The organism is Synechococcus sp. H55.9 (assembly GCF_047462355.1).
Classification (GTDB): domain Bacteria; phylum Cyanobacteriota; class Cyanobacteriia; order Thermostichales; family Thermostichaceae; genus Thermostichus.
In genome coordinates, this window is record NZ_JANSJB010000091.1 from 1 (window position 1) to 6,247 (window position 6,247).

General features: G+C 63.9%; 3 protein-coding genes. 2 read left to right on the plus strand and 1 reads right to left on the minus strand.

All coding sequences use genetic code 11. The features are described 5' to 3' along the window. Nucleotides 1-40 precede the first annotated feature (40 nt). A complete protein-coding gene (locus tag NW857_RS10795; RefSeq protein ID WP_414368916.1) occupies nucleotides 41-4,840 on the minus strand; it encodes a translocation/assembly module TamB domain-containing protein in 4,800 nt (1,599 codons plus the stop codon). Nucleotides 4,841-5,136: 296 nt separating this feature from the next. Here NW857_RS10795 and NW857_RS10800 point away from each other — a divergent pair, with 296 nt between their 5' ends. Both NW857_RS10800 and NW857_RS10805 read left to right on the plus strand, forming a co-directional pair. Beyond that, the gene (locus NW857_RS10800) at nucleotides 5,137-5,499 is read left to right on the plus strand and encodes an STAS domain-containing protein (RefSeq protein ID WP_414368918.1); all 363 of its coding nucleotides are present in this window, start codon (nucleotides 5,137-5,139) and stop codon (nucleotides 5,497-5,499) included. A gap of 3 nt (nucleotides 5,500-5,502) precedes the next feature. Continuing rightward, entirely contained in the window at nucleotides 5,503-6,219 is a 717-nt protein-coding gene (locus tag NW857_RS10805) for a precorrin-2 C(20)-methyltransferase (protein ID WP_414368919.1), read from the plus strand. Nucleotides 6,220-6,247 lie beyond the last annotated feature (28 nt).

The window sequence follows — 6,247 nt, forward strand, 5'->3', positions numbered from 1 at the left end:
TGTAACATAACAAACCGTAGTCTGGCTGGGGCGGATCCCGTCAAAAGCGAGTCTCGAACTCGATGGCAATGGCGTTGTTGCCCTCGAGGTCGGTGCTGGCGCGGGTGAGGGTTTGTTCGTTGAGGCGGTAGCGGGCGCTGTAGCGGGTGGGCTGAAAGGGATCCGTCAGGTTGCGCTGCACCGAGAGGGAAGTGGCGGGCCCCAGATCGCGGGCCACTTCCAGGGCCAGGCCCACCGAGGAACGTCTGGGGGCACGGGTATCGACCTGGGGGACGGGGCTGAGGCGAACCTCATCCAAGCCGAGGGTGTCCCGCAGCGTCTCCACCACATCGTTGAGTAGGGCTGTTCCCGCCAGTCCGGCCACCCCGGCTTCTGGATTCAGTTGGGCCAAAGCTGTTCCCCCCAACAGGGCGACAATCTCTTCTGGGGAGCGGCTGGGACTGCTAGAAAGCGTCAAAACCCCGTTGCGGGGATCCGCAGCCGCAAGCTGGCTGGCCCGTCCGTTGACAGTGGCCAAGATCTCGATGCTCTGCTGGGATCCCGGTAGGGTGCGGTTGGTCTCAAAAGGAGAGAGCTCCTGGGGAAAGCGATACACCTCGAAGGCTTGGGTCACCAGGCGCAGGTTTAAAAAAGGATCGAAGGGGTTGTCTAGGTCAAAGGTGGCGGTGTTGGGGCGGGAGCGATCCAGGCGAAAGTTGGCAATGGGCAGGCTGACGCGGCCTCGCTCCAGGGCAATGGTGCCCGCCGGACGTAGATCTTGGGGAGTGCCAAACAGGCGCAAGCTGCCGCTGGCGTTGAACTCAAATAGGTTGGGGCGCTGCACGCGGATCCCAGGCCCCAAGACCAGCTCCAACCCGTTCAGCCGCGGCTGCCAGAAGGGATCTACCTGAGTCGCGTCTGTAGGAGCTGCCGCTTGGCGCGGGCTGACATCGACGATTCCATCGGAGATCTCTAGGTGTCCCTCCATCAGAGGCCGCAGCAGCAGGCCGCCCACCGTCACCTCTCCTTCCAGGCGGCCTGTGTAGAGGTTGGGCAGGTTGAGCTGGATCCCTTGCAGTTGCAGCGTTAAGGGTGGCGAGGTCTCGTCCCTCTGCAGGGCGCCGCGGGAGTTGACGGGCAAAAAGCCGTTGGCCAACAGGGATCCGCCCCCCAACTGGCCCCGCAGCTCCCGCACCTCCAATTGGTTGAGGTTAAAGACAATTTGGCCGGTCAGGTCGGTGATGGGCTCCGGCAGGGCGGCCAGTTTGAGGATCCCGGAGCCGAGGCTGAGGTTCCCCTGCAGGCTGGGCTCTCGCAAGGTGCCGCGGATGGCCAGCTCCAGTTGGCTTTGGCCGCCCTCCCAGCGCACCTGGTCAGTGAAGAGGTTGACCAAGCGCAGGCCGCCATTCTCGGCTTGCAGGCTGAGGTCGATCTGATCCGAGGCGGCCCGCACCTTCGCAAAGGGCAGGGTGTAGGGCACCAGGCCAGAGAGGCGGATCGGCTCGTCGCCGTTGGCCAGCAGGGCGCCTTCCAAGCGCAGTTGTCCCTGGTGGTAGTCAAATTGTCCCCCCACCTCCTGCAGCGGCACCTGGTTGATCTGGGCGTTCACCACCGTCAGGGAACCGCGGGCAAGGGGATCCCGCAGGTTGCCTGCCAGCTCCACATCCAGGTTGAGATCCCCTTGGAGTTCCAGCCCATCCGGCAGGAAGCGATCCAGCAAAGCCAGAGGAAACCCTTGAATTTGCAGGGATCCCGACTGTTCCTCCAGGCCCAACTTGCCGGTGAAAAGGGCTTGGCGTTCCCCACTGCGCAACAGCAGCGGCTGCAACACCACCGCCCCCTCGACCAGGCTGCCGCTGGCGGTGAGGCTTTCAACACCAAACTCCTCCGCTTGCCAATTCTGGCCCTCCAGGTGAAAGCTGACGCTGGGCCGGTTGAGGTTGCCGACGAGGCTGACGCTAGCCTGAAATTCCCCCCGCAAGCTGGTGGGCGGCGGGATGCGGGGATCCATTCGGCTGGCCAGGGCCTCCAGGTGGGCAGCCAGGATCTGGGCGTAGTATTCTAGCTGCTCCCAGAGGGGATGGTTGGGCAGACCAACCGGATCCGTCCGCAGCACCGCGGCAGGGCCCAAAGGTGGCAGCCGAAAACCGCGGCTGGTGATATCGCTCCACTTCCGCCACTTGAAAGTAGAAATGATATCTTCCAGGCGACCCCGGCGGGTGCTGATCTGCAGGTCGATTTGGGGAACGGGAGCCGCCGAGGTGGGATCCAGAGAGGTCGCCGGCAGCTCCAAAGTACCGCTGGCGGTGTAGAGGCTCTGGAACAGCTCCAGTTGGGCTTGGGCAAGGGTCAGACGAGCGGGGCGAGAGTCGTCTCCAGGGTGGTAAGCGAAATCCACTGCAAGGCCCTGCGCCTCGAGATTGCCCAGTCGCAGCCCCTCGACCGCAGCTTGACCTTGAGCAGCGCCACTGGCCAGGTCAAGCGCCACCTCCCCATCGAGGGTTCCCTGCAAGCCGGCCCATGCCCCAGCAGCCACCCCCCCCAGCCAAGCTAGCGGCAAGCGGTTCGCCACCACCTGCAGCTCATCTTGCTGTCGTTGGCCGCGCACTTCCGCCTCGCCCCGCCGCAGCTCGAACTGCAAGGGCCGAAACTGGGGATCCAACTGCAGCGCTAGCCGCTCCCGCGTCCCCGCTAGCTCCACCGTCGTCCCCTGGCTAGACCAGCTAAAGGGCCCAGCCAAGTCGGCAAAGGCTACCTCCCCCACCTGCAAGCCGCGCAACTGGGCCTCCCCCGTCACCTGTAACTCCTCCAGGGAGCCGCGGAGCTGCCCGGATCCCTGCAGCACTCCTGCCACCCTCGGCGGCAGGCCGGGTACTTCTGCCAGGGGGATCCCGTCAGCGGCAAAGTTCAGATCCAGGGATCCCACCTGCAGCGTCTGCGGGTCGACGGGGATCCGTCCCTCTAGCCTGGCCAAGCGGGTGGTGCCGGCCAAGATCTCTGCCTGCTGGATACGCAGGTCAGATCCTTCCCAAGCTAGCTGGCCGCGGATGCCGTCAACCCATGGCCATCCCCTCTCTCCCAAAGGCTGGGACAGGGCTAGCGACCCTTGCGCTCGCAACGCCGCCAGGAAACCCACCTCCGCCGCCTCCGCCGTGTTCATCTGCGCCATCAGCTCCCCGGAGAGGGATCCCGGCCACTGGGGGTTAAAAAAGGCCAGCGGCAGATCCTGGGGAGCCAGCCGCGCCTGGAGTTGCCCTGCCGCCCACCTTCCCGCCACCTGGGCCCGGCCCCCGCCCAGCTCCAACACGGCCTGCGGCACCTCCACCGCCCAGCCCCCCGCCTCGGGCAAGATCTGAAGCTGTCCTCTGCCGGCAATCTCTCCCCCTTGGGTTTCCCAGGTGGCCTCCACCTGGGGCCGGGATCCCGTCAGCGCCACCTGTACCTGAGCACTTACCGGCCCCGCCCAGGGCAGCTCGCCCCGCCGCGGCAGGTTGAGGTCGTAGAGGGCCAGCACCTGCTCCACGTCGGCCCCGCTGACCTGCAAATTGAACTGGCCCGCCAAGCCGGCAGCCCATTGCAGTTGTCCGGATCCCTGGATGCGTCCGCCGGCGGCCTTCAGGTCAATTTCCTCAAAGGCCAAGGTCTGGTCGGCCCAGCGGAAGCCAAAAGCATATTCCGGCACCGCCAGGCGATCCACCTGCCCCGGCGAGATCCCTTGCAACTGCCCTTGGATCTGCGGCCCCTTGAGCGGCCCAGTAACCGCCAGGGATCCCGCCACCACCCCTGCCGCCGCCACCGGCAGCTCAAAGTTGAAAGTCTCCTGGATTTGCTGCCAACTGGCTGGAGCCATGACAGCTTGCAGATTGAACCCCTCGTTGTCGCCGAAGGCAATGGAGCCGTTGAGATCCCCGAAAGAGAGCTGGCCAAAGCGACCGCTCACCCCCTGCAGATCCAGCTCCTCTAGGGTAAAGCGAACAGAGCCCTTCACCTCTTCAAAAGGATGCGGCAACCTCTCCAACCCCAGCCGCGCCTGCTGAACCTGGGCTTGCCCCGTCAACTCCCAAGGGCGTTCTCCGCCCCAGAGGACTTGCAGATCCAGACTGGTCTCCCCTTCCACCTCGGTCAAGGGCGCCGCCGGCAAGACGCTGGGCAGCAGCTCCAAAGGCAGACGCTGGGCGGCCAGCGTCACCGCGCCAGAAGCCTGGGCGAAATCCGCCACCCCCCTAAGCTGCAAGGGATACCCTCCTTCCCTCTGCAGAGGACGCAGCCGCGCCGAGAGCTGGAAACTGGCCCGATTCCCTCCCCCCGGCGGAGCACTCAGCCACACCTGCACCTGGCCCTGCAGATGGTCAAACTGGCGCCGCTCCCCCACCAAAGGGATGGCCGTCAGGGATCCCTCCTGCAAACGGACGTTCAGCCCCTGCAAGGGCAGGGATCCCTCCCCTTCTGGAAGTTGAAACTGCACATCTGCCCAGCCGCGATCCAGCGTTTCCATCAGCAGCAACTGGGGCCGGTTCAGGGTAATGTTGAGCACCCACTCGCCTGTTTGTAGCCAGGTCCAAAAGTCGGGGCTGAGGTCGATAGAGCCGATGCTGGCCAAATGTTCGATGTGGCTTTCTCCCAGCCTCACCTGCCAAGGGGCCACAAACCTTACCTCCCCCAATTCCACCCGCCGGCGCATCGCCTGCGAGAGGGTTTCTTCTACCTGGGGCAGCACCTGATTTTGAAGATACGCCCCGATTCCCCAGGCGGCGCCCAAGGCAGCAGCCGTCAAGCCCAAACCCAGCCCCCCCCCCACCCCAATCCAGGTCTTGGAGGAGAGGGGAAATCGTTGCTCTTTCTCGCGCTGATCTTCGCCCAACACCCACCCTCAGGGATCCGAACCACCCCAGTTGAGAAGCCCTGTTTGGCCCGCAGGCCGGCCTCCTCTGAAATAGGGGAAGCTGCCCCCATCCTACCCAAGGACTCCCGGCCTGCCACGAGGGGACAGAGAGAAGGGATCCCTGCCCCCAGCCGCAATCCCCTGCCCGCGGAAAAATACCGTCTCGCCCGCAGGGATGCTAAGCTATCTCCACGCCCGAGATCGGGCCTCCATCTTCTGTCGAGATAGACAAAAGGAGAAAAGCCATTCCGGAACCTCTGTCTCTGACGGTCAGCTTGCGCGGCAGCCACGAAGCGCTGCAAAACTGCCAGGTCTTTTACCTGACGGGCCTTCTGGATGCCTTTTCTGAGCCGGTCTTTGTTAAGGTGGTCACCAAATACTTAGAAGAGGGATCCCCCAACCTTATCCTGGATTTGACGGGGATCGACTTTATCGATAGCTCTGGCGTCGGTGCCCTGGTGCAATTGGCCAAGCTGGCACAGGGCCGTGGAGGTATCTTTCAGGTGGTGAGCAACCCCCGCGTCACCCAAACCGTGAAACTGGTGCGGCTAGAAAAGTTTTTGTCCTTGCGCAACTCTCTGCAGGAAGCCTTGGATCGCCTGAGGGAAGAAGGCACGGGCAATCCAGAAACCACCTGATACATGGGCCTGGGAACTTTTTGGGGGATCAGTGCTGGAGCCGGGGATCCCGAGTGGCTGACCCTCAAAGCAGCCCGCATCCTCGGCGCCGTCCGCTGGGTGGCCTGCCCTCAGAACGCCATCGGCCAGCCGGGTTTAGCCTATCAAATCGTGCGCCCCTGGCTGCGACCGGAACAAACCCTATTGCCGTTGCATCTGCCCTTTGTTACCCAAGTTGAGCTTCTGCAGGCGGCCTGGCAAGCGGCTGCCGAGCAGCTGGCCCCGCTTCTAGAACGGGGTGAGGATGTGGCCTTTGTGTGTGAAGGGGATGTGGGCCTCTACAGCACCTTTGCCTACCTGGCCCAGGCCCTGCAGCAGCGGATCCCTGACTTGCCCATCCAGGCCGTACCGGGGGTGTGCTCTCCCCTGGCTGCCGCCGCCGCCCTCGGATCCCCTTTGGCGCTCGGCTCCGAGAAATTGGCGATTTTGCCTACTCTCTTTGCCCTGGCGGAGCTGGAGGCGGCCTGCGCCTGGGCGGACGTGGTCGTGCTGATGAAAGTGGCCCCCGTCTATCCTCAGGTTTGGCAGTGGCTGGCGGCAAGAGGCTGGCTGCAGCAGGCCAGCTTGGTGGTTTGGGCCGGTTGGCCGCAGCAAGTTCTCTTCCCCACCCTGGAAGGATTGGCCGACTATCGCCCCCCCTACTTTTCCCTGCTGATCCTGCGTTGTGAACCTCGGAATTAGTTTAACTTTTCTTTTATAACTTAAGGCC

Coding starts and splice junctions, on each gene's coding strand:
- NW857_RS10805 (WP_414368919.1), top strand. CDS start 5,503: ATGGGCCTGGGAACTTTTTGGGGGATCAGTGCTGGAGCCGGGGATCCC.